We start from the raw sequence: 21,986 nt of genomic DNA on the forward strand, positions 1-21,986 counted from the left end.
GATATGGTATTTTTAAATAACAAAAGTATAATTTTAGCATACCAATTATAAACAAATTGACGCATAGGCATATTGAAGCATGACAGCACTACAAGGTTCTCCAAGATTTACAGGATTTATTCGGCGCCTGGTCGAAGAAGGACAGGTATCTGCCGATAAAATGCGCGATGCGATTTTAAATGCAAAAAAGGCCAATCAAGATATCGTCGCCTACCTGATCAACGAGATGAAATTATCCTCATTGACGATTGCGGAAACAATTTCTGCAGAATTCGGCGAACCGATTTTTGATATTGCTGCCTATGACGCAAATCTCATTGTTCGTGAAGATATAGATGAAAAGCTGATTACGCGCTATCGCGTTCTGCCGATTTTCAAACACTCGAATGTGCTGTATGTTGCCACCAGCAACCCGACCAATATTGAAGCCGTCGATGCGATTCGTTTCAGCAGTAAAATGAACACTGAGACAATCATTGTTGAATACAATAAGCTTGAAAAGCTGATTGAACAGCAGTTTGCGGAAGAAAGCACTTTCGATTTTGATGATGACTTTGATCTCGATATTGAAACCGCCTCAGACCCCTCTTCAAATAATGACGACAGTGAAGAGGAAAAAGGTGAAGAAGCGCCAATTGTCAAATACATCAATAAACTGCTGGTTGACGCCATCCGCATGGGCGCATCGGACTTGCATTTTGAACCTTATGAAAAAAGCTACCGCGTCCGTTACCGTGTCGATGGTGTATTGCGTACAATTGCCAATCCGCCGCTGCAGCTGGCAAACCGCTTAGCTTCACGCCTAAAAGTCATGTCACAAATGGATATTTCTGAAAAACGCGTTCCGCAGGATGGCCGTATCAAGCTTAAACTGTCAAAAAGCAAAGCGATCGATTTCCGTGTCAACTCACTGCCTACCTTATTTGGCGAAAAACTCGTACTGCGTATCCTGGATCCTTCCAGCGCCATGCTCGGCATTGATGCGCTCGGCTATGAGCCTGCACAAAAAGAATTATTTATGCAGGCCTTAGACAAACCGCAAGGCATGCTGCTGATCACAGGCCCGACCGGTTCTGGTAAAACGGTATCGCTGTATACTGGCTTGAATATTCTGAACCGTGAAGACACCAACATTTCAACAGCAGAAGATCCTGTCGAAATCAACTTGGAAGGCATCAATCAGGTGAACGTCAACAATAAAGTCGGCCTGACTTTTGCCGCAGCGCTGAAATCGTTCCTGCGCCAAGACCCTGATATTGTCATGGTGGGTGAGATTCGAGATTTGGAAACTGCTGAAATTGCCATTAAAGCGGCTCAAACCGGTCATATGGTGATGTCTACCCTGCATACCAACAGTGCGCCGGAAACATTGACCCGTTTACGCAACATGGGCGTGCCTTCTTTCAATATTGCAACATCGGTAAATCTTGTCATTGCGCAGCGCTTAGCTCGACGTTTATGCGCGCTGTGTAAAGAAGCTGTTGAAGTTCCGCAGCAAAGCCTGCTGGAAATGGGTTTTACCGAAGAAGATATGCAGAATCCAGACTTCCAAATTTATCAGCCTGTAGGCTGCGCAGAATGCCGCGAAGGCTATAAAGGCCGAGTCGGTATTTATGAAGTGATGAAAGTGACGCCAGAAATTTCCCGTATTATCATGGAAGATGGCAACGCGATTCAGATTGCAGATGCTTCAGATAGAGCTGGGTTTAACAATTTACGCCGTTCTGGCTTAGTTAAGGTTATGCAGGGGGTGACTTCTTTACAGGAAGTCAATCGTGTAACCAGTGAATAATTGCAGTATTTCATATTTAAAATAAGGATAAATTCATGGCTGTCAAAAAAGCGCAGATGATGCCAACCTTCAGTTATGAAGGCGTTGACCGTAAAGGGGCTAAACTTAAAGGGGAAATGCCGGCGCGCAACATGGCGCTTGCAAAGGTCACTTTGCGTAAGCAAGGCATTACCATCAAGACCATACGGGAAAAACGCAAAAATATTCTCGAAGGCTTCATGAAGAAAAAAGTGACCACTTTAGATATCACTATTTTCACGCGCCAATTGGCAACAATGATGAAAGCAGGTGTACCTTTGGTGCAGGGTTTTGAAATTGTTGCTGAGGGCTTGGAAAATCCATCTATGCGTGAAGTTGTACTAGGTATTAAGGGTGAAGTAGAAGGCGGCAATACCTTTGCTGGCGCACTGCGTAAATATCCTCAGTATTTTGATAACTTATTTTGCTCATTGGTTGAATCAGGCGAACAGTCAGGTGCACTGGAAACCATGCTGGACCGCGTGGCTATCTATAAAGAAAAAAGTGAGTTATTAAAGCAAAAAATTAAAAAGGCCATGAAATATCCAGCAACGGTTATTGTGGTTGCCATTATTGTGACCATTATTTTGATGGTTAAAGTTGTGCCTGTTTTCCAAGACTTATTCTCTTCCTTTGGAGCCGATCTGCCAGCATTCACTCAAATGGTTGTTAATATGTCGAATTGGATGCAGCAATATTGGTTTATCTTGATTATCGGAATTGCTATCGCGATCGCAGGCTTTTTAGAAGCAAAAAAACGCAGTAAAAAGTTCCAAGATTTCCTAGACAAAGCAGCTCTTAAGGCACCGATTTTTGGTGATTTGGTCTATAAAGCTATTATTGCCCGCTACAGCCGTACATTAGCAACTACCTTTGCCGCTGGTGTTCCGCTGATTGATGCACTGGAATCTACTGCAGGCGCGACGAATAATGTGGTGTATGAAACTGCAGTCATGAAAATTCGTGAAGATGTAGCTACAGGTCAACAGCTGCAATTTGCAATGCGTGTCACCAATAAATTTCCATCTATGGCCGTGCAAATGGTCGCCATTGGCGAAGAGTCTGGTGCTCTAGATGCAATGTTAGACAAAGTTGCAACGCATTATGAAAACGAAGTAGATAATGCTGTAGATGGTTTAACTTCAATGATGGAACCCCTGATCATGGCTATCTTAGGTGTGCTTGTAGGCGGCCTAGTTGTTGCAATGTACCTGCCAATTTTCCAAATGGGTTCTGTTGTTTAATGCTCGAACTAATTCAATATTTAATCCAAAATCCAACAGCGCATTATATGGCTGTTGGATTAATCAGCCTGTGCATCGGCAGTTTTCTCAACGTCGTCATTTACAGAACGCCTAAAATGATGGAGCAGGAATGGCGCACTGATTGCCAATTTCTGCTTCATCCTGAGCAGCCGATTATCGATGAATCCAAAATCACGCTGAGCAAACCAGATTCTGCCTGCCCTAAATGCAGCACCCCTATCCGCTGGTACCAAAATATTCCTGTCATCAGCTGGGTGCTGTTGCGAGGCAAATGTGGCAGCTGTCAAAATCCAATCAGCATCCGCTACCCTTTAATTGAATTATTGACTGCAGTCTGCTCTTTGATTATCGTGGCCGTTTTTGGCCCTACAGTACAAATGCTCTTCGGCTTAGTCCTGACTTGGATCTTAATCGCACTGACTTTTATTGACTTCGATACTCAGTTATTGCCAGACCGCTATACGCTGCCTTTGGCTGCCTTAGGCTTAGGCATCAACAGCTATGCTGTTTACACCAGCCCGACAGCATCCATCTGGGGCTATATCATCGGCTTCCTCTGCCTTTGGATTGTCTATTACATTTTCAAAATTGTGACAGGCAAAGAAGGCATGGGCTATGGTGACTTTAAGCTGCTCGCAGCCTTAGGCGCATGGATGGGTCCAATGCTGTTGCCTTTGATTGTACTATTGTCATCATTGGTCGGTGCAATTATCGGCATTATTTTGCTCAGGATCCGTAAGGAAAATCAGCCTTTCGCTTTTGGCCCTTATATTGCTATTGCTGGCTGGATCGCCTTCCTATGGGGTGATCAAATTATGAAGATTTATTTAGGGCAATAAGGAATCAGCATGGATTTTGTAGTGGGATTAACGGGCGGTATTGGCAGCGGAAAATCTGCGGCCAGTGCTTGGTTTGAATCTCAAGGCATTGTCGTAGTCGATGCAGATATCGTCGCCCGTGAAGTGGTGCAAAAAGGCCAGGCAGCGTTAGATCAAATTCAGCAGGCCTTTGGCGACTGGGTTTTACTCCCTGACGGTGAGTTAAACCGCCGCGCTTTACGGGAACATATTTTTAAAGTGCCTGAAGCCCGTAAAACATTAGAACACATTACCCACCCTGCTATCCGCAATTCAATTATTCAGCAGCTGGCACAAGCCAAAAGCGCTTATGCAATTTTAGTTTCTCCCCTGCTGTTTGAAACGAATCAGCATGAGCTGACACAGCGTACTTTGCTGATCGATGCCTCCGAAGAATTGCAAATCCAGCGCGCCTCACAACGTGATGGACAAAATGCCGATCAAATTAAAACAATTATTGCAGCGCAGATGCCGCGTATTGAAAAACAGCGAATGGCGGATGATATTGTGCTGAATGACGGCTATCTAGATCATCTCTACCAGCATTTGATGCCGCTGCATAAGCAGTATTTAAGTTTTGCACACGAATCCAGCATATAAATTTGATGCATAAAAAAGCAGCCTCATAAAGACTGCTTTTTTTATTCAATAACTGCTATGAAGACTGCGGCGTGAACCAGCGCCATGGCTGCAGCGCGCCAACCCCCATACCAATCAATCCGCACACAATCGCAAAATTCAGCGGCTCATTCAGCAGCGGCACCGCAATAATGGCGGCAATAAATGGCGCCAAAGTGACAATACTGCCTGTTTTAAATGCGCCTAAACGTTTAATGGCTTCAACATAGGTCAAAGTCGCAATAATCACCACAAATATGCCATGAAAAAGAACCTGCGAAATTAAATGCACAGGATCTGGCTCAGTGAAATGTTTGGGAAGAAAGAGCAGATAAATCGGTATATAGATTATTGCGGACCAAATCGCAACACCTGCCATAGCATGCCATGCAGAAAGCTTCCAAAAGCGCAGTAAAACCGTAAAAATTCCCCACCAGATTGCGCTGAGGAAAAACAGTAAATCACCCAAGCCCAAAGCCTGCCCTGTCTGCTGATACATTAAGTAGCACATCGCAGCCAAGGAAAACAGCATGATGCCTAAGCTAAGCCAAGTATGACGGTCAAAGGCGTGCTGAAACAGCAGATAGGCCGCCACAGCAGTACACAAAGGAATACACCCATTCAGAAAAATGGCCGCATGCGCTGCTGGCGCATAGTGAAAAGCGCTATAGGCGGTCAAGCAATAGATTACTCCACCGATCAGCCCCAAAATCAAGGGCTCTTTTTTCCACAAAAATGCCGTATCTTTCTTATAAATCAGAATCGGCATCAAGATAAAAAACGCCAATACAAAACGTAAGGCCGTCAAATCCCAAGCGCTGATCCCCCAATTGGCACTCAGCCGTGCGGTAAGGGTAAACCCGCCCCAAATACACATGGTAATGAGGACATAAAGATAACCTTGCTGCTTTGGAGACATTACACTCAGCTTATGGGTAAATTAAAAATTATTGATTGCGCTGACGGCAAGCTTCATACAATGCCATGCCTGTCGCCACGCTGACATTTAAGCTTTGCAGGTTACCCGCCATAGGGATATACACTTTCTGATCGCACTGCGCTTGGGTAATTGGACGCAAACCTGTATCTTCGGCTCCCATCACCATACAGATGGCGCAGCCGGTAAAATCAAATTTCTGAATAGGCAAAGCCTGTTCATCCAGCATAGTGCCAACCACCTGAACATTAAACTGGTCTTTAATTTGGCCTAATGTACGCGCCAAGTTGGTTACTTGAATGAATTTAACCTTCTCCGCACCGCCAGCAGCCACTTTACGTGCTGTCGGGGTCAAGCTTGCAGAACGGTCACGCGGTACAATCACGGCTTCTACGCCCATAGCCGCTGCTGTACGAATACATGCGCCAAGGTTATGCGGATCTGTCACCTGATCTAAAGCCAGCAATAAAGGCTGACTTGAAGCACTCAATAATTCTTCTAAATCTTTTTCATTCAATGTTGGATGCGGACGCACCGCTGCAACCACCCCTTGGTGAAAGGGTAAGCCCGCCAGCTTTTCCAAAGTATCGCGGCTGGCTTTTTGAATGCTGACACCAAATGGTTCTGCCAGTTCAAAAATACGCTGTAAACGCTGATCTTCACGGCCTTTTAAAGCAAATAAAGTTAAAACACGCTCAGGTTCAAGTTCCAATAATGACTCTACAGAATGTACGCCATAAAAATATTCAGGTTTTGCCATGAACGGCCTCTAACTTCAGTGGATTTTTCAAAAGAAAAATCCTGTAAAGCAGACTTTACAGGATTGATGCTTAATGCTTAGTTTAACTGATTTAGACAGAAAATTCTTGGCCTAAAAAACAGTTCACTACTTAGACCTTATTAGCCTTCAAAATGGCAAACATAGTCCAGCACTTCATCTGTTTCAATTTTAAAGCGGCTGCTGCCTGGCACATAGAAAGATTGGCCTGCGCGGAACAGTTCGCTTTCTGTGCTGTCGCCAATTTGTACGCGGCATTCACCAGAAATAATTTCCATGCGCTCAGGAACATGTGTTTCAAAAGTTAAAGGCTTTTCCGTTGGAAGTAAAATACCCAATGTTTTTTTAGTTCCATCTTCAAATTGAACTGTATGGCTAATGCAAAGACCGCCAAAATATACATTTGACTTTTTGATGACTGATACATGATCAAACTGAGCTGACATGCGTATTTTCTCCAGATAAAGCGTATTTATAGTATTTGCTTGAAGCAGTTTAATAGCGCTGCCTCAACTAATCAATCTATGTTTTGCACAGATCGACCAAAGATTAAGAAGCCCCGATGGCATCACAAAAATGCCGTTTTTTTAGGCATTTTATTCCCCGTGGCGATTGAGTCTAAATCAAGTTTTTAGCCAGTACAAATTTCTTTTGGCTTCAGCTCAAAAATTCAGGAAAAGCTTGAAAATATTCAAACTCTGTACCGCTAAACAACCGCTATTCAGTATGCAAAAACAGTGCCTCACGCTGCTCAATAATGATTTTTGATACAGGCTCGGAGGGGGCATACTGCAGAACAGAACTGACAATGGATATTAAAAAATAAATCCTGCTTTTAACAAGCTGGTCGGCTCCCACTTCTGATAACTTTTCCATAGAATGCGCTGAATTGTATTTTTCTTGAAAAATTGCGCTAGAATGACTCTAATTTCGGTGATTTAAAAATAAAAACCGTCTTGTGGCAAAAACAAAACTTGTCTATCTTAAACTCGAACTTCTCGCAGCTTGGATGCGTTTATGCTGACACATTTAACTCTGATCAATTTTGCCTTAGCCGAACACCTAGCCATTGATATAGAACAAGGTTTCAACGTTTTAACCGGCGAAACCGGCGCAGGTAAATCTTTGCTGCTGGATGCGCTTTCAGCCTGCTTAGGCGAACGTACCGATACCAATTACGTACGCTTCGGATCAGAAAAGGCAGACGTCACTGCCACATTCAGCTATCAGCCCAATTCTCCTGAAGCGCTGTGGCTCAAAGAACAGGAACTGGACGATGAATCTGGCGAGCTGCTGCTGCGCCGCGTGGTTTTTGCAACAGGCCGCAGTAAAGCTTGGATTAATGGCCGTCCGAGCAGTTTAGCGGAGTTAAAAGAAATTGGCCGTTTGCTGGTTCAGCTCTATAGTCAGCATAGCCAGCAGCAGCTGCTTGAACCACCCTATCCTAAACGCTGGATAGACCGCTACAGCAACTTTTATGCGCCTGCACAAGCAGTCCGTGACGCTTACAGCAAATGGCAAAAAGATATCCGCCAGCATCAGGCAGCATTGGATGCCCAAGCCACCCGCAAACAGCGTATTGACACACTGGAACTGCAGCTGGAAGAACTCGAACCAATGGTTCAAATGGACTATAAAGACATTGAGCAAGAGTTTGACCGCCTCAGCCATCATGAACACATCATGCAGGATTGCAGCTACAGCTTAGGCGCGCTGGATGATGCTGAACAGAATATTAACCAGGAACTATCATCCATTTTACGGCGCATCGAGTCGCATGCCGGACGCAGTGAACAGCTGTCTGAAATTTACACCTCCATGCTGAATGCACAAAGCGAATTAGAAGATGCTACTGCCAATTTGCGGCAATTTATGGATCGTCAAAGCTTTGATCCTGAACGCATGGAAGATCTGAATTCGCAATTGGAAGTCTTCCACCGCCTAGCGCGCAAATACCGCACCCAGCCCGAAGCGCTGAAAGCAGAATATGAAACATGGCAGGCTGAACTGCAGCAGCTGCATGAATTGGAAGATCCTGAAACACTGGCGGAACAAGTTGAAGTTTCACATCAGGACTTCTTAGCAAAAGCGCAGCATTTGGATCATATCCGCCGTGAAGCAGCCGCACCGCTAGCCAAACAGCTGACCGAACAGGTGAAACAGCTCGCACTGCCAGAAGCGTACTTCGAATTTAAATTTGAGCCTTTGGATGAAGTATCCAGCGAAGGTCTGAGCTTTATTCAGCTTTTATTCACTGCCAATAAAGGCATTCCTGCGCAGCCACTGGCGCGTGTCGCCTCTGGCGGTGAGCTGTCGCGTATTGCCTTGGTGATGCAAGTGATGAATGCTGAAAAAACCGATGCCGAAGTCATTGTATTTGACGAAATTGATGTCGGCATCAGCGGCGGCACGGCAGAAATTGTTGGCCGTTTGCTGGCAGGCCTGGCGGAACATGTGCAGATTCTCTGCATTACCCATCAGGCGCAAGTTGCAGCGCAATCGGATCAGCATTTGCTTGTGCAAAAGAAACAGACTGATCCAGCCAGCAGCACTATTTTTGAATTGGCAGAAGATGGCCGTATTCAGGAACTGGCACGCATGACTGGCGGTGTTGAGATTAATGAAACGACGCTGCAGCATGCGCGTCAGCTGCGCCAACTGAAATTCCAGCATGCTAAGGCCTAAAACATTAAAGCCTTTGAGCCACTCAAAGGCTTTTTTAAGCGTGTCATATTGATTTTGATTACCTGCAACTATTTTACGATGCCTTGGTATACAAAACCTTTTGCACCTAAGGCATAGCGCAAGTATTTATTTTGCGGCCGATACTGCGCATTTAAAAGCATGACATCGACATGTTTAGGCCCAACTTTTAAGTAATTTTGACTAGCGCTGCGGTCTATATCGTCATGGCAATCATAATCGACCGAAATTTCATCCAGCTTCTTTTGTTTGTTTTGAAATATATAAGATTTGAGTAATTGCTTCGGGCCAACTTCAACTGCACGCACCTGATGCATCCCCGTGCAGCTATCCCCTTTGTAATAACTGCGCACTAAATACACTGTTTTATTTTGGATGCGAACGGGCTGAATTTGGTTAATCCAGCCTGAATTAAATTCATCAAAATGTTGAGTTTGGCCTGTGTAATATTACACATAGCTGTCCCACTCGCCCATCGTACCGCCACCAGAAACATCAAAGCTATAAAACTTCAATTTCTTGTCAGGTGAATACTGCACGTGTACATAGCCTTGTTTGACTAAAGCGGGAAAATTATAGTTAAAGCTGTTTTTATCATTCGAAATAATGTCTACAACTGCATTTTCAATATCGCTATTTACCTCATAAAAATTCTGCTGTTTGAATTTTTGCAGTATCTGGATTTCTTGTTGCTCTAACTGCTGTACATTCGCAAAACTTAAAGGAGAAGCCGCACCAATCAGGATCATCACGATTAATTTATAGGTGTTTTTCATTTTTATCCTTGATCATTATGCTTTTTTTTAAGACTTAAGTAATTTTAGCAAAATTTTATCTTTAGAAATAAGCACATTCTATTCAAATCCCAACAGCGTCTTGTATCCAATAAAGTTCAATATTGAGCATGAGCGATATGCTCAACGCTGCCCCCAATAAAGTGAGGATGAAGTCAAATGTATCTTTTTGCATAAAAACTCATTGTTGAATCAGATTTTGTTTAGTATGTTGATAAATACATAATTATTAATATTCATCCGTTTAAGATAAGGAGAGAGGCCTAGGTGTCTAAACAATATTTGACGCATCGCTGCCTGATTGCTCCGCCTGATATGCAAGATGACTTTTTTGCAAATACCGTCATTTATTTGGCCCGCCATGACCATGACGGCGCGCAAGGCATTATCATTAACCGGCCTTCAGGCATCCAAATTAAAGAATTGCTCAACGACCTTGAAATTGATGCGGACAATGTCAACCCGCATGCAGTCCTGCAGGGCGGCCCTTTGCGCCCAGAAGCAGGCTTCGTGCTGCATACTGGACAGCCCACTTGGCATTCCTCTATTGCTGTTGGTGAAAATGTCTGCATTACCACGTCTAAAGATATTTTAGATGCCATTGCGCATAATGAAGGCGTAGGCCGCTATCAAGTGGCGCTTGGCTATGCCAGCTGGGATAAAAATCAGCTGGAAGCTGAAATTTCGCGCGGAGATTGGCTGATTTGCGATGCAGACATGGATTTGATTTTTAATTTGCCTTACGATGCCCGCTGGGATGCCGCCTATAAAAAAATGGGGGTAGACCGTATTTGGTTATCTTCAGAGATTGGACATGCCTGATTTAAATTCGCCTCAAATGATTATGGCATTTGACTTTGGCACACAGAAAATGGGCATGGCCGTGGGCCAGTCCATGATTGAAAGCGCAAATCCGCTGGCGCTGTTTCCGATGAAAGATGGCATTCCCAACTGGGATGAACTGCTGAAAATCGTGAAACAGTATCAGCCAAACCTGTTTTTGGTGGGACTGCCACTGAACATGGATGATACAGAATCTGAACTTTCTGCCCGCTCACGCAAATTTGCCCGCCGCCTGCGCCATCAGACCAATATTGAAACACTCATGGTCGATGAGCGCCTCACTACACGTGAAGCCCGCGGTGAACTGGAACAATATCAGTCTCAGGGCCGAGGAAAAAAATTGGCAGCGGACAGTATCGCTGCGGCTTTATTTATCGAAAGCTGGTACCGTAATCCGGAAGGTATAACTCCTTAGGCTTGACATTACAGATCTATAAAAAATAAAAGCATCCACAGGGATGCTTTTATTTTTTTGAAATGCTGAGTCCTAGGCTATTTTTTCTCTGCTTCAATATGCACTGTTGCTGTTCGCCCAGCCACAAAGGCCAACTGATTCTTTGGCACTTCATCCAGTATAATTTTTACAGGTACACGCTGCGCCAAACGCACCCAGCTAAAAGTTGGACTCACATTGGCCAGCAATCCAGTCGTAGATGTCCGTTCACGGTCTTCAATACCAGAAGCTACACCCTGCACATGGCCTTTTATTTTTTCTGAACTGCCCATCAGCTGAATCGTTGCAGGGGCGCCTACATCAATTTTATCCAACTTGGTTTCTTCAAAATAGCCAACGATATACAATTTTTGACGGTCCACTAAGGCCGCAACAGCTTGGCCTACTTTGACATAGTTGCCTTCCTGCAATTCAAAATTAGATAAAGTGCCGTCAGCAGGAGCAACCACTGCTGAACGGTGCAAATTCAGCTGTGCCAAATGCAGATTGCTGTTGGCAGCCTGAATCAATGCTTTTTGCTGCACAATATTGGCTTGAGCTTGCTCAATCGCCGCACCCATTTGCTGATGCTCTGCATGAGATTCATCACGCGCCGCAAACATCTGGTCTTGTTCTTGTTTAGAAATCGCGCCATCCATTAAGTTTGCATAGCGGGCCGCATTTTTATCTGCCAAGTTAATATTGGCCTGTGATTTCACCAAATTGGCTTTAGACTGCGCCAATGCGGCTTCAGCCTCAGCTAAACCTGCTTTTGCTTTAAATAAATCTGATTTTGCCTGCTCCACATCTAAAGCCTGGCGCGCCACATCAATTTTAAACAGCACCTGTCCTTTTTTTACCGTTTGGTTATCTTGCACCAGCACGTCTGTCACCAAACCAGAAACATCCGATGAAACTTGGATCACATCACCGCGCACACGTCCATCACGAGTCCAAGGCTCAGAATTGTAGTAATTCCAAATATGGCGCACCACGAGCAGCACCACGATCGCCACAGCTAGAAGAAAGATAGGCCGAACATATTTACGCGCATCAGCAGATGTCATTTTTCACCTCAACATTTCAAATAATTAAAGCACAGCGGCATACAGCCAATGCCCGCAGCCCAGCAGAATGATGTATAGACACAGATAAAACACACTTGGCATGGCAATCCAGCCCTGCTCTACCCAGCGGTCTAAAAACAGCATCAGCACGCGCAACGCTGCATATGCCGCAACAGCCAACACCAGCAGCATGGGCACATACACGCCATAAACATTCATTTCACCCATGCTGAACTCCCGCCGTGACACACGCAGGCTCAGAAACATCCGCTGGCGCATGGCATAAACTGCTTCGAATATTATTTAAGGAGATGCGAAGACGCTGCGCCAATTCAGCATTCTCTAGTTCGCTGCTCTGCTGCATCAGCAGCGCGATAGCCTGCAGAATATCTGCCTGAAGCGTATGTTCTGGCTGCTGCAGCTCTTTGGCACGGAAATAATCATCCAGCAGCTGCATCAGCGTCTCCAACTGTTCTAGTGCACCAGCCTGCTCAGGCAATTTCTGCATCAGCTCCTGCAAACGGGTTAAATCCACTGCAGCGCTGGCTTCAATCAGCGCCAAATTAATTTTGTGTTTTAAACTTTCAGACTGCACCGCCTTAGAATTTAAAATACCAATCCGATCCAGCATACTGCTTAGATGAATACGGAAAGCTACGCCATAAGGAATATAAAGTGCTTGGCGGATGGCTTTATAATGCAAGGACAAGATGCGCTGCACCGTTATTTCAGGTGACATTGCACGCACCAAATGAATCACATACACCGAAATGATCGGGCCGATCACCGTGCCAATCGAAGCGTCAAAAAACATGATTTGATCTAGGTTAAAACGGTTCTGCAAATTCAGCCCCATAACCGTTCCCATCAGCAGCGGCAAGCCAATGCCCACCAAAGGCGGATGTAAAAACAGCATCAGGCAGTACATGACAAAAGGCGCCAGCACCAGCCCTAGTTGCCAAAATTCAGTTACATGCGGGAAAATGCCATAGGCATAAATAAATACAGCCACTGCCGCATAAATATTGGCGCGGATAAACATTTTTAAGGCAGGTACAGGATTATCCAGTGACGTCAAAATACAGGCGCTGATGGCCGCCATCTCTGCCATCATAAAGCCGGCCTTCCAGCCGCTGAGTATCCAAAAGCCTGTCGCAATCAAAATAATGAAAAATGCCGATATCCCCCCGCGCACTGCAACGCCATGATCTCGATGCAAATTGGGATAATTGGTGGTTAATGGCGTAACCGCTTCCGGCAAAGACGCATCGCCATGATTGATGCGCTGCCAAATTAATTTAATGGCGCGGATATTCTGAATAAAATGCCGGATATCCATTTTCAAACCAGCCAAAACCGTGCGCTGATCCTGTGCCGCAGATTGGATCAGCGCCTCAAAATCTGCATCAAACTCGGCTGGCAGCAGATTGAGATCCGACTCCTGAATTTCCCGATAATCTTTGATGAATGCATAGATGTGTTCATGCAAAAGCATAATCTTGTGTTGAAAGCGCTCATCTTTGCTGCACTGACTCAGCTGATTCATCCGTTCTGACATCGCCACCAAATTACTCAGCAGCATGGTCATTTGATGCAGCATTTCCTGCAGCGGCTTGGTCATGCCTTTTAAAGTCGACTTTTCATAGCTCAGATGCACAGCCATCACATGAATATCCGCAATATCACGCGCCAGATTTCCCAATGACTGGGCATAATCGTTTTGATGTTTTTCTTCTAATAAGATTTGATTGAAAATCTTCTGCGTGTCCTGAAAGGTTTTATTGACCTGCACTTTAACGGCTGGGCCGATATGCATTGGAAAGACCGTTGTGGTCACAATCGCACTGCAGACCACCCCCACAGTAATTTCCAGAAAGCGGCCGACCGCCATATCAAAAATAGACACCGTGTCGATATAGTAAACCGCGTTATAGGCAATAATGACGGTGGTATAGCCTGCCAGCATGAATACATAGCTGCGCGGTGTACGGTCCAGCAGCGATAAATAAAGACACCAGCCCACCCAAGCCGCCAAAAACAAGGTAAACAGCCAAGGCGTATTCATCAGTGCGGGGGTCGCAATGACTGATACGATCGCGCCAATCAATGTCCCCAAAACACGATAAATACTTTTGGATGAAGTCATGCCTGAATATGGATTGGCGATCACAAAAACTGTGCCGATCGCCCAAATGGGATAGGCCAGATTCAACTCAAACGCCACATACAGCGCCAGCAGTCCAGCTGCAAATGTTTTAGATGCAAAAATCCAATCCATCTTATTTGGACGAAATGCGAGTAAAGGCTTAATCAGCAGCATGCAGTGTCTCTGGAATCAATAAATACTTTTTTTGGGATGACTTCAGCGCGCCATGAACGAACGTTTACGGCGGATGCATTCTCTATCAGCGAAGAAAAAAGACATTCAAACAGCAAAGATGGAGGCTTTAGGCCGCATCACGTCAACGCGGCGCTTAGAGCGGCTACTTCGGCAAAATTAAAATCAAAAATATTTGACTGTTTATTCACCATTGGATATTTATTATGGTAATTTTTCCAAAAAAAACACTTTATGTCAACCTTAATATCCATATATGATAATTTTAATATAAATATTATTAAGGGTGTTCATTTTTTTGAGCGCTTTATCATTTTTTGTTGCTCACTAAATGCCGAGATTTGCAACACTAAGCCTATAAAAACTCTGCAGAATCCTCTGCATTTTGTTATAAAGTAACTCTACATTTAGTTTTCTGAACTTCAGTTTATCCAAGCAGGTTTCTATGGCGCTCTCCAGTTTCGGTAAAATTCTCACAGTGCTCGATTTATTTTCGGTATCACGCCCTGTGATCAATGTAGATACCATCAGTGAAGAACTGGGTTTATCCAAACCGACAAGTTACCGCTATCTCAAAGAACTGGTTTCTGCAGAACTGCTGCAGCGCCTCAGCGGCACATCTGGTGACTATACGCTGGGCTCTAAAATTGCAGTGCTCGACTACATTTCCCGCACCACCGATCCGCTGGTGCAGATCAGCATTCCCTTTATGCAGGAAATTGTCGAACGTACAGAGTTTTCTTGCCTGCTGACACATCTGAATCACGATTCCTGTATCGACCTGCATGATGAAGTCTTTAAGAATACGCTCCTGCTTTCTTATGGCCGCGGCTGCCCGCGCCCTGTATTTGTCGGTTCCTCGGCAAAGATCATGATGTCTTATCTGCCGAAACAGCAAATTCTAGACTACTACCAGCGTTATGCACCGCAGCTTAAAGACGTTGGCTTTGCCGATGATGAAGCTGATTTCTTAGTCAAAATGAAAAAAATTAAGAAGCAAGGCTATTATTTCTCAAATGGTGAATTAGACCCGAATATTGCTGGCGTATCTGTTCCAGTCAAATTTTCCAGCAAAGAACCGCCTCTAGCGCTGACCCTGCTGGCTTCTAAAAACCGCTTTGAATTCGTTAACTTGCAAAAACTAATTGAAATTTTGCAGGAAAATGCAGCGTTAATAGAAAAGAAATTTATGACTCTGTCTGAAGATGAAGATGCTGAAATAGCCCGCAGCATAGATTAAAGCCATCGCAAAAATGCATTGTGTTTTTATTTAAATTCTCATAATATGATTATTGTTCTTCGATACCATTGTGTTCCATGACATGCTGGCAACGACACGAAGACAGCCCTCAGAAGGTAAAAGCTCATGTATTTCATGGGCTTTTTTCTTGTCCGAAATTTGCTGTTTTCAGGCTGGGGAAAAATAACGGAAAGTCAGATTAACTCTTGGTTCTAAAATTTTGGCAGATTTGGTAATGCAGTGTTTCCAGTATTTTTGCGTTTGTCCGCGCATCACAATCAGCTGACCGCTTTGCAGCATCACATCCGCTTTAAGCGCCAGCCGTTTATGCTTAAAACTCATTTTCCGTGTTGCACCAAAGCTTAAAGACGCGATCACGGTTTCATATCCGTCTCTAGAGACCAATGAAGGCTCATCATCACTGTGCCAGCCCACTGCCTGCTGACCATTTTCATACAGATTGGCAAGGCAGGAATTAAACGGATGACCCGCTACCTGTTCAATATGCTGTTTAAGCCGAAATAGGCCTGAATTCCACACATGCGCCTGCTTTAAACTGCCTGAGTAACGGTATTGATAATTTTCATCGCCATACCACACCACTTTACGCTCGGTAATATAGTACTGACCATGCAGCACGACCTCATCGGGCTGCCAAGCCAAATGCTGCAAAAAATAACGCAGGTATTGATCACTTTGAGCTGCATTCAAAATTAAGCCGCAATTCTGAACTACACCGTCGCAAGGCAGCAGATTGTCTTGGCTTTCAGGTTCAAACAGCTCTAAGGTCATTGGGATTTCTCCATTCATCTATGCCAGTGTAGCGAAAATTCCAGCTTCACAAATCAATACAATGCCACAGCTTGTCGCATGAATTTTTCAGGCTTAGACTCAGATACAACTTTCACAATAAAAATAAATGCTTATGAATTTATGGCATGTCTTCCAAAAGCTGCGCCCCTTTGTCCGCCCCTATCGGCTGCTAGTCATCGCAACTTTAATTTTGACTTTAATCGGTTCCTTAACCGCTCAGGTCAATGCACTAACCCTGCAATATGCCGTCGACAGCATCAATAAACTGGTCGAAGCGGGTCAAGGCCTCTCTGCCGGCTGGCACATTCTCATCACCATTTCCGCGATTTTGCTGGGCAAAGAAATCCTCAACGCCTTTGTGCAATTTGGACAAAAATTTTACGGCGAAAAACTGCGGATTTTTGTTTCGCAAGATTTGGCGCAAGGCATTATTGAAAAATTCCTCACTTACCGCCTGAGTTTTTTTAATGAAGAAAATAACCAAGCGGGCAAACTGCAGACGCGGATCGACCGCGGCATCGGTTCTTTAACCCGCTTAGTACAGATCTTTTTTATTGATATTTTACCGCTCTTTACCAGCGCGCTTGTGGCGCTGGGCCTGATGTTCTACGCCAATTTCTATGTCGGTTTGGTGGCGCTATGCATTGTGCCCATTTACTTTTGGCTGACCTATAAGCAGGCGCAAAAACTGGGCGGCTGGCGCAGAAATCTGCGTGATGGACGTGAGAAAAAGAGCCAAGGGATTCTCGGTATTATCAACTCCATTACCGTGATCAAATCCTTTAACCGCGAAAGTATTGAATCTGAAAAACAGCTCAAACTGCAAAAAGAACTGACCGACAACCAGATGCAAACCCGTCAAGTCAGTTTTCTGTTTGACGGACTGAAAACTTTTATTGAACAAATCGGCATTGTGCTGATTATTATTTTAACGGCATATTTTGTGCTGGATGGGCAAATGAGCATTGGTATGATCATGTACCACGTGCTGCTGTTCAACAATGTGTCCGCGCCCATCCGTTCCCTGCACCGCATCTATGATGAAGTGAATGATGCAATGATCTATTCTGAAAGCTTCTTCAAAATATTGGAAGCGGATGATGAAATTGAATCGACAGGCCAGCAAAAGCCTGTTATTCGTGGCGAGTTTCAGCTGGAAAATGTTGATTTTTATTATCCCAATGGCCACCACGCGCTGAAAAACATCAACATGGTGATTCAACCCAATAAGATCACTGCACTGGTAGGCTTATCCGGCGCTGGCAAGTCGACGCTGATCAGTCTACTGGATAAGTTTTATGCGCCAGAACGCGGCGTGATTAAAATTGACGGCATTGATATTCAAGACATCGACACACATTATCTGCGTGAACATATAGGTCTGGTGCTGCAGAAGAATCATATTTTCCAAGGCTCTATTTTTGAAAATATCCGCTACGGCAAAACCAATGCCCGCTTAGAAGATGTGGTGATTGCCGCTCAAAAAGCGTCTATTCATGAACAGATCCTGCAGCTGCCGCATGGCTATGAAGCGGATGCCCTGATGCTGTCTGGCGGTCAGCAGCAGCGTATTGCTTTGGCGCGCATGTTCTTAAAAAACCCGCCCATTATATTTTTAGATGAACCCACAGCCAGTTTAGATGCCATTGCGACAGAACAAATCAAGCAGAGTTTGGATGAGATTAAGCAAGGCCGTACAGTGATTATGATTTCGCACAGCCTTTCGCAAATTATTGATGCAGATTATACCTATGTGATGAAAGAGGGTTATATTGCCGAACATGGCGAGCATGACGCGCTGTATCATCAGGATGGGGTGTATAAGGAGATTTTTGACGCGATGGCCAAGAGCCTGAATATTGAAAAAATCGCCAAAACCTTTGAGGATGATGCAGAAGAAGAGACCCATAGCTGATGTACAAAAGCTGATGGCAATAAAAAAGCCTATCAAGAGATAGGCTTTGGATCTTAGCTACACATTAACGCTGCACTTTCTGCTCAATTTCTTCTACGCTGGTATGGCGCACATCCAAGCCTTTGACCATATAAATCACCTGCTCAGAGATATTGCGCGCATGGTCACCAATACGCTCCAGTGAGCGCAATACCCACAAGACATTAATCACACGCGTGATATGGCGCGGGTCTTCAATCATATAAGTCATTAATGTGCGTGTAGCAGACTGATATTCACGGTCAATATCCGCATCCGCCAGCAGTACTTTCAGCGCCTGATCGACATCTAAGCGTGCAAAAGCATCTAAGGCATCATGAATCATCACCCGAACTTGGTTGCCAATATGGCGGGTTTCCATATAGCCGCGCGGTGAACCGCCTTCTTCGCATAAGCTTTGCGCAATACGGGCAATTTTAGCCGCTTCATCGCCAATGCGCTCTAAGTCTGTATTGGCCTTAGACATCGCAATCACCATGCGCAAATCAATGGCAGCTGGATGGCGGCGTGCCAAAATCAACGTCAGCGCCTCATCAATTTCAGTTTCATAGCGGTTGACCACGTTATCCTGAAACTGTACATCCACAGCCATCGCAACGTCGGTGTCCAGCAGCGCATGAATCGCATTCGCTACCTGCTGCTCTACCAAGCCGCCCATGGTCATAAATTTAGTATTCACCCCCTGCAGATCTTCATTAAATTGCGAAGAAATATGGTGATTCAACACTGGATTATTTGGCAAGGGACATACTCCACAGCGGCAGACTTGAGAGAAATTTTTCAGCTGATATTAAAACATAAGTTTTGTTAAAGTTTGATGACGGCGCTTATTTCTTTGCAGCAGCATTCTTTATAGCAGATTCTGCTGCCGGCGGCGCAAGCCATGCATTCATTTCCGCCAAATCCCGATCGCTTAAGCGTCCGACAGAGGCTTTCAGCTGCAGCACATGCAGCAGATAATCATATTTGGCATTCAAATAATCCTGCTTGGCAGAAAAGGCGTTGCGCTGCGCCAGCAGTACATCCACCATAGTTTTCAGCCCTTCCTGATACTGCGCCTTGGATGCTTTGGACACAATTTCTGAAGAGTCCATCGCCGCTTTGCGCGCCTGCAGTTTGGCTTGATCTGTTTCGACCTGCATATAGGATTTTTTTACATCTGTGGTTGCTTTGCGTATGGCGGCATCAACCAGCGCTTCGCTTTTTTGCACATTAATCGCGGCTTGCTTAATCGATTTTTGGGTCCGGCCGCCATTATAGACATTCCAGTTCATTTCAACCCCGACCTGATCAAACTTCCCATCCTGTGACATCACTGATTCTGGACTTTGCTTGTTGTAGCCATAAGTGCCGACGGCTTCAATCTGTGGATAAAGTGCTGCCTTTTCCACACGCTTCTCATCTTCCGCATAGCGGCGCTGGGTTTTGGCCTGCAAGATGCCCAAGTTCTGGCTCATCGCCAAATCAGACCATTCCTGCATATTGCTGGGTACAGGTTTCTGAAATTGGAAATCTTCGCGCAGCACCGCCAAATTATCACGATAAGACCCGATCAGCTGCTGCAGCTGTTCTTGCGCCAAAATCAGCTGCACATGCGTTGCCATTCGGTTAGCACGGGCATTCTGATACTGCGCATTGGCTTCACTGACATCACTTTTTGCCACTAAACCTTCATTCAGCTTAGCATTCATCATTTTCAGCTGTTCCGACAGCGCCTGTTCTTCCTGCAAATTGGCGGTGGTCAGCGCCTGCTGACGCAGCACATTAAAATAAGCATCCGCCACTTGCAGAATATGATCCTGCTGCTGCAGGCGCAGGTTGATTTCACTTAAGTCGATGGAGGTTTTAACTTGCTTTAAGCCCTCCCACGCATCCCAGCGGAACAAAGGCTGGCGGGCCGTCAAGCTGATTTGCTTGGATGTCGTACTGCCCGGCATCGACAATCCTAAAGCTGCGCCGCTGTTATTGGCGTCTTGGTTTTTGCGGGTGATATTCCCAGACAGCGTAATCGTCGGCAAAAGGTTGCCGTTCGCAATGCCTAAATTCAGTTTATCGGCTTCGTATTGCAGCTGATTGGCCTGCCAATTTGGGTCTGCCTGTTTGGCGCGTTCATATGCTTCGACCAAATCCAATGCAAACAGCTGAGAACTTGCTAAAAATAAGCCTGCACTGAATAAAAATTTCTTCTTCATTTGTTATCGTAAATCCATCACAGCCAGCTTATTCCGGCACGGCACTAAACATCAATTGTATTTAAATCCTAAAATGGTTTATGCAATTTCGCGTATGTTTTTTATTAATTTTTTATGCTTTAATCCAAACTATGCCTCATTTTTTGCATGGAAGCTGACTTCCATACGCTGCTGTAACAAACAACTTCACAATACTACACAGTATGAGGCAATTTCGGCTATAAAATATCAGCATTCCATCGGACAAATATTTTTAACTTTTTTCTTCGAGCGCCCGTGCAGAAACCTTTTTTTACCGCAGCAAAGCTCAGCTTTGCATGTTCTCTATTCATCTTGCTTGCAGGCTGTCAAAAGCCCTCTGAACCGCAGCCTGTGAAAGAACAAATGGAATCTGCTCAGCCTAAAAACGAGGCTGCAGATTTAACCTTGCTGTGTAAAAAAGTGGAACAGCATATGCAGGAAATCAACAGCCAGCGCACGACCTTTGCACTCGAACAAGTCAATCAGGATTTAAAAGTCTGCCTGCCGCTGCTGCCCTTGGCGAAACAGATGCAGCTGCTGCAGCGCTCCAATGAAATGTATCAAAATTTCCTGCGGGTCGACCGCACAGCTTCGCAGCAGCTGGCATTTGAGCGATATGCCTTTGATATGGCACAGCATCCGACCATTCATCAAAGCCATTTTGAACAGCTGCATATCCGTGATCAATATCTGCTGAAACATCAAGGCCAAGCCTATGTTGAATTGGCAGACGCGTCATTCAGCAGCGTGCATTACCGCCGCGAACCCGATTATCTGGCCAAAATTTTTGCGCCTTATATGCCGGAAGCTGAGCGGGTCTTTATTGAAAATTTAGCCTTGCAGAATGTAGAACCCGCTTTTGCCAATCAGGCGCTGCTGATCGAGCCGTTTGAAATCGCGCGGCGGGCAATATTCTGGGAGGATTATGTCAAAACGTATCCGAAAAGCAGTTTTGCCGCCGATGCGCAGCACCTCTTATACGAATATAAGGTTTTTCTGTTTAAGGGCCTAAAAAACACTCCTGTATCCAGCAATTATGCGGACAGCTTGGATATTCAGGTCAGTTCACTGGAAGAAATCAGAAAACTGTCCAAATTAAAGCGTTCCGAACTGGCTGTGCAGTCAGGAAAATTCCTGCAGTATTTAGAAATGAATAGCCAGCAGCGCCTCGAGACTTTAAATGGCCAATCAGATCTCAGCGCATGGCAGCAAATAGAACATTATCTTAATTTGCATGATCCAAAACCCAATTATAAAAAAGACTGTTTTTCAGATTCAGTCTGTCTGTAATTTAGTGCTACCTATTCCGCAGCTGGCTGTTTT

The 21,986-nt window shown here is 44.9% G+C and carries 21 protein-coding genes; 10 read left to right on the forward strand and 11 right to left on the reverse strand.

Going from position 1 to position 21,986, the window contains the following annotated elements:
• Positions 1-79: 79 nt before the first annotated feature.
• From pilB to coaE, 4 genes are read left to right on the forward strand one after another with little or no spacing between them, the layout of a single operon-like run.
• The gene (gene pilB / locus B9T34_RS11085; protein WP_086213190.1) at positions 80-1,792 is read left to right on the forward strand and encodes a type IV-A pilus assembly ATPase PilB; all 1,713 of its coding nucleotides are present in this window, start codon (positions 80-82) and stop codon (positions 1,790-1,792) included.
• Positions 1,793-1,827: 35 nt separating this feature from the next.
• Positions 1,828-3,054: a type II secretion system F family protein gene (locus B9T34_RS11090; protein WP_086213191.1), complete on the forward strand. Its 1,227-nt coding sequence runs from the start codon at positions 1,828-1,830 to the stop codon at positions 3,052-3,054.
• Entirely contained in the window at positions 3,054-3,914 is an 861-nt protein-coding gene (locus B9T34_RS11095) for a prepilin peptidase (RefSeq protein WP_086213192.1), read from the forward strand. The genes B9T34_RS11090 and B9T34_RS11095 overlap by 1 nt, the downstream gene beginning before the upstream one ends.
• 9 nt (positions 3,915-3,923) lie before the next feature.
• A complete protein-coding gene (coaE, locus tag B9T34_RS11100) occupies positions 3,924-4,532 on the forward strand; it encodes a dephospho-CoA kinase (RefSeq protein WP_086213193.1) in 609 nt (202 codons plus the stop codon).
• Positions 4,533-4,587: 55 nt separating this feature from the next.
• Here the strand turns inward: coaE and B9T34_RS11105 are convergent, their stop codons facing one another.
• From B9T34_RS11105 to B9T34_RS11115, 3 genes are all read right to left on the reverse strand, one after another.
• Complete coding sequence (locus B9T34_RS11105) at positions 4,588-5,469, reverse strand: DMT family transporter (protein WP_086213194.1); 882 nt, start codon at positions 5,467-5,469, stop codon at positions 4,588-4,590.
• Between the two features lie 28 nt (positions 5,470-5,497).
• Positions 5,498-6,247 (reverse strand): 23S rRNA (guanosine(2251)-2'-O)-methyltransferase RlmB, encoded by a 750-nt coding sequence (gene rlmB / locus B9T34_RS11110; protein WP_086213195.1) that lies wholly within the window; start codon positions 6,245-6,247, stop codon positions 5,498-5,500.
• A gap of 140 nt (positions 6,248-6,387) precedes the next feature.
• On the reverse strand, positions 6,388-6,711 hold the full coding sequence (locus tag B9T34_RS11115; protein ID WP_086213196.1) for a pyrimidine/purine nucleoside phosphorylase: 324 nt from the start codon (positions 6,709-6,711) through the stop codon (positions 6,388-6,390).
• A 571-nt stretch (positions 6,712-7,282) separates the two neighbouring features.
• On the opposite strand from B9T34_RS11115, the gene recN reads away from it, so the two are divergent.
• Positions 7,283-8,950 carry a DNA repair protein RecN gene (gene recN, locus B9T34_RS11120; RefSeq protein WP_086213197.1) on the forward strand — a complete coding sequence of 556 codons (1,668 nt, stop codon included), beginning with the start codon at positions 7,283-7,285 and terminating at the stop codon, positions 8,948-8,950.
• A gap of 68 nt (positions 8,951-9,018) precedes the next feature.
• Here recN and B9T34_RS11125 read toward each other — a convergent pair whose 3' ends face one another.
• Entirely contained in the window at positions 9,019-9,276 is a 258-nt protein-coding gene (locus B9T34_RS11125; protein ID WP_171265182.1) for a hypothetical protein, read from the reverse strand.
• A gap of 141 nt (positions 9,277-9,417) precedes the next feature.
• Entirely contained in the window at positions 9,418-9,744 is a 327-nt protein-coding gene (locus B9T34_RS11130; RefSeq protein ID WP_086213199.1) for a hypothetical protein, read from the reverse strand.
• A 285-nt stretch (positions 9,745-10,029) separates the two neighbouring features.
• Here B9T34_RS11130 and B9T34_RS11135 point away from each other — a divergent pair, with 285 nt between their 5' ends.
• Positions 10,030-10,584: a YqgE/AlgH family protein gene (locus B9T34_RS11135; protein WP_086213200.1), complete on the forward strand. Its 555-nt coding sequence runs from the start codon at positions 10,030-10,032 to the stop codon at positions 10,582-10,584.
• A complete protein-coding gene (ruvX, locus tag B9T34_RS11140) occupies positions 10,577-11,020 on the forward strand; it encodes a Holliday junction resolvase RuvX (protein ID WP_086213201.1) in 444 nt (147 codons plus the stop codon). Before B9T34_RS11135 ends, ruvX begins: the two co-directional genes overlap by 8 nt.
• 77 nt (positions 11,021-11,097) lie before the next feature.
• Here ruvX and B9T34_RS11145 read toward each other — a convergent pair whose 3' ends face one another.
• The 3 genes from B9T34_RS11145 to B9T34_RS11155 are packed head-to-tail and all read right to left on the reverse strand — an operon-like array spanning position 11,098 to position 14,425.
• Positions 11,098-12,105 carry an HlyD family secretion protein gene (locus tag B9T34_RS11145; RefSeq protein WP_086213202.1) on the reverse strand — a complete coding sequence of 336 codons (1,008 nt, stop codon included), beginning with the start codon at positions 12,103-12,105 and terminating at the stop codon, positions 11,098-11,100.
• Positions 12,106-12,129: 24 nt separating this feature from the next.
• Positions 12,130-12,333, reverse strand: a complete 204-nt coding sequence (locus B9T34_RS11150) for a DUF1656 domain-containing protein (protein WP_086213203.1) — start codon at positions 12,331-12,333, stop codon at positions 12,130-12,132.
• Positions 12,326-14,425 (reverse strand): FUSC family protein, encoded by a 2,100-nt coding sequence (locus B9T34_RS11155; RefSeq protein ID WP_086213204.1) that lies wholly within the window; start codon positions 14,423-14,425, stop codon positions 12,326-12,328. Before B9T34_RS11155 ends, B9T34_RS11150 begins: the two co-directional genes overlap by 8 nt.
• Positions 14,426-14,888: 463 nt before the next feature.
• Between B9T34_RS11155 and B9T34_RS11160 the strand changes: the two genes are divergently transcribed.
• Entirely contained in the window at positions 14,889-15,683 is a 795-nt protein-coding gene (locus tag B9T34_RS11160; RefSeq protein WP_086213205.1) for an IclR family transcriptional regulator, read from the forward strand.
• A gap of 168 nt (positions 15,684-15,851) precedes the next feature.
• Here B9T34_RS11160 and B9T34_RS11165 read toward each other — a convergent pair whose 3' ends face one another.
• Complete coding sequence (locus B9T34_RS11165; RefSeq protein ID WP_086213206.1) at positions 15,852-16,475, reverse strand: alpha-ketoglutarate-dependent dioxygenase AlkB family protein; 624 nt, start codon at positions 16,473-16,475, stop codon at positions 15,852-15,854.
• 133 nt (positions 16,476-16,608) lie between these two features.
• Between B9T34_RS11165 and B9T34_RS11170 the strand changes: the two genes are divergently transcribed.
• Positions 16,609-18,411 carry an ABC transporter ATP-binding protein gene (locus B9T34_RS11170; protein ID WP_086213225.1) on the forward strand — a complete coding sequence of 601 codons (1,803 nt, stop codon included), beginning with the start codon at positions 16,609-16,611 and terminating at the stop codon, positions 18,409-18,411.
• 64 nt (positions 18,412-18,475) lie between these two features.
• Here the strand turns inward: B9T34_RS11170 and phoU are convergent, their stop codons facing one another.
• Both phoU and B9T34_RS11180 read right to left on the reverse strand, forming a co-directional pair.
• Positions 18,476-19,192, reverse strand: coding sequence for a phosphate signaling complex protein PhoU (phoU, locus tag B9T34_RS11175; RefSeq protein WP_086213207.1), 717 nt, complete (start codon positions 19,190-19,192; stop codon positions 18,476-18,478).
• A gap of 85 nt (positions 19,193-19,277) precedes the next feature.
• Positions 19,278-20,642, reverse strand: coding sequence for a TolC family outer membrane protein (locus B9T34_RS11180; RefSeq protein WP_086213208.1), 1,365 nt, complete (start codon positions 20,640-20,642; stop codon positions 19,278-19,280).
• Positions 20,643-20,918: 276 nt separating this feature from the next.
• Between B9T34_RS11180 and B9T34_RS11185 the strand changes: the two genes are divergently transcribed.
• On the forward strand, positions 20,919-21,953 hold the full coding sequence (locus B9T34_RS11185; RefSeq protein WP_086213209.1) for a hypothetical protein: 1,035 nt from the start codon (positions 20,919-20,921) through the stop codon (positions 21,951-21,953).
• Positions 21,954-21,986 lie beyond the last annotated feature (33 nt).

This window comes from Acinetobacter sp. ANC 3813 (assembly GCF_002135435.1).
Classification (GTDB): domain Bacteria; phylum Pseudomonadota; class Gammaproteobacteria; order Pseudomonadales; family Moraxellaceae; genus Acinetobacter.

Coding starts and splice junctions, on each gene's coding strand:
- B9T34_RS11130 (WP_086213199.1), bottom strand. CDS start 9,744: ATGAAAAACACCTATAAATTAATCGTGATGATCCTGATTGGTGCGGCT.
- B9T34_RS11115 (WP_086213196.1), bottom strand. CDS start 6,711: ATGTCAGCTCAGTTTGATCATGTATCAGTCATCAAAAAGTCAAATGTA.
- rlmB (WP_086213195.1), bottom strand. CDS start 6,247: ATGGCAAAACCTGAATATTTTTATGGCGTACATTCTGTAGAGTCATTA.
- B9T34_RS11105 (WP_086213194.1), bottom strand. CDS start 5,469: ATGTCTCCAAAGCAGCAAGGTTATCTTTATGTCCTCATTACCATGTGT.
- ruvX (WP_086213201.1), top strand. CDS start 10,577: ATGCCTGATTTAAATTCGCCTCAAATGATTATGGCATTTGACTTTGGC.
- B9T34_RS11170 (WP_086213225.1), top strand. CDS start 16,609: ATGAATTTATGGCATGTCTTCCAAAAGCTGCGCCCCTTTGTCCGCCCC.
- recN (WP_086213197.1), top strand. CDS start 7,283: ATGCTGACACATTTAACTCTGATCAATTTTGCCTTAGCCGAACACCTA.
- B9T34_RS11160 (WP_086213205.1), top strand. CDS start 14,889: ATGGCGCTCTCCAGTTTCGGTAAAATTCTCACAGTGCTCGATTTATTT.
- coaE (WP_086213193.1), top strand. CDS start 3,924: ATGGATTTTGTAGTGGGATTAACGGGCGGTATTGGCAGCGGAAAATCT.
- B9T34_RS11165 (WP_086213206.1), bottom strand. CDS start 16,475: ATGACCTTAGAGCTGTTTGAACCTGAAAGCCAAGACAATCTGCTGCCT.
- B9T34_RS11095 (WP_086213192.1), top strand. CDS start 3,054: ATGCTCGAACTAATTCAATATTTAATCCAAAATCCAACAGCGCATTAT.
- B9T34_RS11155 (WP_086213204.1), bottom strand. CDS start 14,425: ATGCTGCTGATTAAGCCTTTACTCGCATTTCGTCCAAATAAGATGGAT.
- B9T34_RS11090 (WP_086213191.1), top strand. CDS start 1,828: ATGGCTGTCAAAAAAGCGCAGATGATGCCAACCTTCAGTTATGAAGGC.
- pilB (WP_086213190.1), top strand. CDS start 80: ATGACAGCACTACAAGGTTCTCCAAGATTTACAGGATTTATTCGGCGC.
- B9T34_RS11150 (WP_086213203.1), bottom strand. CDS start 12,333: ATGGGTGAAATGAATGTTTATGGCGTGTATGTGCCCATGCTGCTGGTG.
- B9T34_RS11180 (WP_086213208.1), bottom strand. CDS start 20,642: ATGAAGAAGAAATTTTTATTCAGTGCAGGCTTATTTTTAGCAAGTTCT.
- B9T34_RS11145 (WP_086213202.1), bottom strand. CDS start 12,105: ATGACATCTGCTGATGCGCGTAAATATGTTCGGCCTATCTTTCTTCTA.